This is a genomic window from Fulvivirga aurantia, from assembly GCF_009711475.1.
Lineage (GTDB): Bacteria > Bacteroidota > Bacteroidia > Cytophagales > Cyclobacteriaceae > Fulvivirga > Fulvivirga aurantia.
In genome coordinates this window covers 1-5240 of sequence record NZ_SMMD01000655.1, presented here as the reverse complement: position 1 = coordinate 5240, position 5240 = coordinate 1, and the positions used below count along the sequence as shown (strand labels likewise).

Genomic DNA, 5240 nt, shown 5'->3' with positions numbered 1-5240 from the left:
GGAATTGTGCCCCGCTCACTTCCTTCGCCCCTGGTAATTTATCGAATCCATAACCCCAGTTAACTCCTATCAAACCAAAGGCAGGCATAAATATTCTCGCCCCAAAACCAGCTGATCTAAAGTTATTAAACGGGTTAAATTCATCATAATTGTTCCAGTTGTTTCCAGCTTCACCAAATACAAAACCATAAATTGTTGCGGCTTGGCCTGTAGTAACAGGGTAGCGAAGCTCCATAGCAAATTTATTGTAAACAATGCCTCCACGCGTTTGATTATCGTCCACAGGAGTTATAGAGTTGTTTTCATAACCTCTAAGACCGATTACCTCTGTACCAAGTAAGAAATTCTGACCTGCCAATCCGTCACCTCCAAGCTGGAATCTCTCGAAAGGTCCAACGCCAAGGTTATCAGAGTAAGAACCTATAAACCCAAAATGAGCTCTTGTTTCTAATACTAGCTTACCTACAATTTTTAAGTAATAATTTGCATCAAACATCCATTTATGATATTCAATCCACTTGTAGCGTTCGGAGTTTTCTCGGTTTGTGAGTTCTGACTGATACTGTGTATCTCTAAACTCCTGACTTGCTCCAGGGTATCTGATTTCGTCTATAAATCTCCTTGCATCATTTCTTTCAGCCTGACTCAACTTCCAGAAATTATCATCTTTGAAAATTGAATACGGTGGTGTAAGCGAGATATTTAATGATATTGATGAACCTGAAGTAGGGTACATTGGGTTGTCTATGCTGTTTCTCGAAAGCGTTGTATTGAAAGTAATACTATTGGCATTACCATCTGAAAAACCTAAACCTCTTGTTCCATAGTTTTCTAGTTCATAAACTGTGTATGAAACAGAATTTAGCAATGAGAAGTAATTATCAGGCCAGTTCAACCTTCTTCCCAAACCAACAGTAACTCCTCTTAATGATAGTTTAGCGTTATAATCGTCAAATCTCAATCCTGTCACTTGTTCCCCATCGCTATTAAACTCAGGCACTGTTTGTCTCTGAATAGAATAGTTGTAGCTCAGGGATAGTGAGTTTGGTTTTTTACCGCCTAACCATGGTTCTGTAAATGAGAATGAATAACTCTGGAATTGGCGGCCATTTGCCTGAGCTCTTAAGCTAAGCTTCTGACCATCACCCACTGGAATTGGCGTAAATTTACCCTTCAGCATATTTCTCACAGAGAAGTTATTAAGCACTAATCCTAGAGTACCTACAAAGCCGAAGGAACCTCCCCAACCACCAGACAACTCAATCTGATCACTTGATCTTTCTACCACAGACCATTCTATATCAACACTTTCATCAGCAGGATTAGGCATAACATTAGGTGATATTTGTTCTGGATCGAAATAGCCTAGTTGTGCTAAACGCTGATTAGTAGTAATAATGTCTGATCTGCTAAACTTGCGACCAGGTATGGTTAACAACTCTCTTCTAATTACATGATCACGTGTTCTATCATTACCTGCAATCATGATGTTTTTAATAGTCGCCTGGCTACCCTCTCTTATTCTCATTTCAACATCTATAGAATCGCCCTCTACAGCAACCTCTACAGGTTGAACTTGAAAAAATAGATAGCCATCATCCATGTACAAGCCACTAATATCTGGCCCCTTAGGGTTAAAAGTTAATTTCTGATCGATTAATTCTTTATTGTAAACATCGCCTTTTTCGATGTTGAGAATGCTATTAAGTGTGTTATCAGTATGAATGAAATTACCTGTCCAGATGATATCACGGAAATAGTATTTTCTGCCTTCAGCTACTTTAATGTCGATATTTATTGCATTTTCGCTATGGGCGTAAATAGAGTCACCAACTATCTCTGCGTCTCTAAATCCTTTTGAATTATAAAATGCGATAATAGCCTCTTTATCCGCTTCATATTCGCTTTGTATAAACTTCTGTGATTTGAAGAAATTAAGCTTAATGTTGTCTGTCAAAAACTGTTTGAATTCTTCTCCCGATACATCATATGACTCAGTCATAAAATCAGCGGCTTTTTTAGGGGTAAAGCCTACGACCAACTCTGCAGCTCTTCTGAACAAAGAAAATCGCAATCTCTCATTGGTTTTCTTCATCTTCTTTTTCACTTTAGAATCAGAGAATTCATCATTGCCAATAATTCTGATTCTGTGAATTTTTACCTTCGCCTTAGGCTCAACTTTAATTTTCAATCTAACACCATCAGTGTTTAGCGTATCTTCTTCCTGAATGACTTTTACGTCAGCGTTGAGAAAGCCTTTTTGAACGTAGTTATTTTTTACTGTAAGCTGTGTGTTTCTAATTATTGCATCAGAAAGTATTCTTCCTCTGATTAGGTTAAGGTCTTCTCTGATTTCAGTTTCTCTACTTTTCTTAACCCCTTCGAAAGTAAAGCCTGTAAGTCTTGGACGCTCCGCAAGTCCGATATTAAGATAGATCTGATCTCCCTCAATTTTATCGATGCTAATGGTTACATCGCCAACAAGACCATGCTTCCATAATTTTTTGATTGCCCCTGAGATATCATCACCAGGTACTTTTACTTTATCTCCAACCTTTAGCCCAGAAAGAGAAATTAGGGCATTTTTGTCTAAAACTTTAAGACCAGAAACCTCTATGGCAGCGATAACATATTCGGTAGGGTTAGAATAATTTAAATCACTCGAATTATCTGAGCGAGATTGGTTTCTTTTTCTGAATTGAGCATCTACCTGCCCTGCAAAGCAACATAGAATTAAAAAAATTAGAACTCTTCTCATTAGGTCTTTACTTGTTCACTTATTCTACCAAATCTTCTTTCTCTATTTTGGTAAGCCAAAATAGCCTCATATAAATCTTCTTTCCTGAAATCAGGCCAAAGTTTATCGGTTATGTAAATTTCTGTATAGGCAATTTGCCATAGGAGAAAATTACTTATTCGCATTTCTCCACTTGTTCTGATCAATAGTTCAGGATCGGGAAAGTCGCGTGTACTTAAGTGCTTGCTGAACAACTTGTCATCAATCTCACTAGCTTCGAGCTCACCGCTCTTCACTTGCTCAGCAATGCTTTTAACCGCTTCTGTGATCTCCCACCTGCCGCTATAACTTAATGCCAATACGAGAGTAAGGCCATCATTGTTCTTTGTTTGTTCGATCGCTTCAGAAAGCTCTTTTTGACAAGATCCCGGTAGGTTATCTAATGCACCTATTGCCCTCAAACGAATATTGTTTTTTTGAAGGGTTTTAATCTCACCTCTAATGGTTGACACAAGAAGTTTCATCAGACCCATCACCTCAGTTTTAGGTCGCCCCCAGTTTTCAGTTGAAAATGCGTAAAGCGTTAGGTATTTAACTCCTAACTCTGCGCTTGCTTCAGACACTTCACGAACTGCCGTAATGGCATTTCTATGCCCAAAAATGCGCTCCGCACCCTTACTCTTGGCCCATCGACCATTACCATCCATGATCACAGCGATGTGTCCGGGTAGTTTTTCCGTATTTATATTTTCTTTAGCTATAGCCACAAGAGTGCAAAATTAAGCCGATTTAAAGAAAAATGCTTGTTTTAGCAATCCTTTTTACCTGTTTCGGTAATTTTTCCTGTATGGGCTCACTGGACAGGGGATTGTATAAAATGAATATGTTAAAGATATGCCGATAAAATGATATAAATCGTTATCGTACTGATTACCATACTCATAGTTTTTAATCACTCCATCTCCGCCACTTACATTGTCCAGGTAATCAAAAAAAGTTTTACGCGCACCATACTCAATACCAACATACCATTTAGGGTTAAGAATATATTTAAACCCAAAGCCAAACGGTATCGCTGGCTGAATATTACTATACTCGGCAGATTTGTCATCCATACCGGACATACCAAAAATAGCTAAGCCTCCAAAAAAGTATGGTGTCCACCTAATCATGGTTGATTCACTGCGCCATTTTAAAAAATGATACTCAAAAACAGTAGAAGCCTCAAAAATAAAGATATCGAAGCTGGCGTTTCTTTGTGTTGAAAAAGGGTCAATTGGTGTTTTACTATCTGCTCCACTCAATTTTCCTGCGGTAGCTCCAATTTTAAAACTAACTGCGTTGCTGAGGTTTGTTCTAAAAAATGCTGTGCCTGCAGGCTTTATAGATTTGATGTTGATACCACGCGATAAATCACCAGTATATTTAAATCCTCCTACACCAAAACCTATCTCCGTTTCCTGGGCCGATAAATTGCCACTTAATAAAACAGAGAGAGTAATTACGAAAAAAGGAAAACTCTTGAGGAGTTTTCCTGAATACTTAGTAAAAAGATTATTCATTATCTAAACTTCGCTCGTCTAAATGTAGCTCCTAATATATAAGCCACTTTTATCGTTGTAACGAAATACATGTCATTTTGGTCTTTATTGCCTCGTAAATTAAATTCACCTTCTGTGCCGAACCCATCATAAAATCCATCACCGTTATTATCTCTTGCAAAGGTACTTATGGCTTCAAAATCTCTGGCCTCTCCACTAACTGCAGCAGTCGGCTCGTTGCTTCTATAGGCTAATTCTCTGGCAAGGTCACTTGTTAAGACACTTGGGTCTACATAGTTTTGACTTACATCATCGATATAATCTGTAAACAAATATCTATACGACATTTCAAAAGAAAAGTCTAATACCTGATTGAGTCTATATCGTATGCCAAGACCTATTGGAATAGCTATTTGAATTTTGCTGTAAGGTTCAATGCCTTCATTCACCGCTCCATCTAACGCTCCTGCAGATGCATATTGCCCCTCTGTTCCTAATGGCTCCAGATCAACCCAGGTTCCGGCTTCAGGCAGGCTACTGTTTTCGTTTACATATGCCTGAGGGTTGTGATGAAAAACGGTCAGACCGGCAAAGGCATAAGGGGTCCACTGCACTCTACTTATATATGTTGCTTCATTTTTAAACAAATCAAAAACTCCAACTACGGTAAGTTCCTTTATTCTATTCCTAAAATTGAGATTACGGACGTATCTATACCTGGCGTTTTCATCGCCTATGTCTGCAGACACGTAATCATCTCCACGGAGTGTTCCATAGGTAAATGACGCTCTTAAAGAATAGAAGGGGCCAAATCTATGACCAAACATTACCCCAACTGCGGGGCGGGTGAAACTTATGTCAGTGCTGGCATTTTTATTAAGAGGAGCTAAATCACCAAAATAATTAAAGGCATTTAAAGAAACCGCAATATAGTTATATCGCTTCTCTTTTGAGAAAAACTC

Annotated in this window: 4 protein-coding genes; all 4 read right to left on the bottom strand. The window is 38.5% G+C overall.

Annotation, left to right across the window (positions count from 1 at the left end; genetic code table 11):
- On the bottom strand, nucleotides 1-2758 hold a 2758-nt coding region (locus E1176_RS06630), incomplete at its 3' end, for a BamA/OMP85 family outer membrane protein (protein ID WP_155209818.1).
- Nucleotides 2758-3444 (bottom strand): undecaprenyl pyrophosphate synthase, encoded by a 687-nt coding sequence (gene uppS, locus E1176_RS06625; protein ID WP_246205953.1) that lies wholly within the window; start codon nucleotides 3442-3444, stop codon nucleotides 2758-2760. The genes uppS and E1176_RS06630, both read right to left, overlap by 1 nt.
- 114 nt (nucleotides 3445-3558) lie before the next feature.
- Entirely contained in the window at nucleotides 3559-4299 is a 741-nt protein-coding gene (gene porG, locus E1176_RS06620; protein ID WP_155209817.1) for a type IX secretion system protein PorG, read from the bottom strand.
- The coding region (locus tag E1176_RS20570) for a DUF6089 family protein (protein WP_185152671.1) at nucleotides 4299-5240 on the bottom strand (942 nt) is incomplete at its 5' end. The genes E1176_RS20570 and porG, both read right to left, overlap by 1 nt.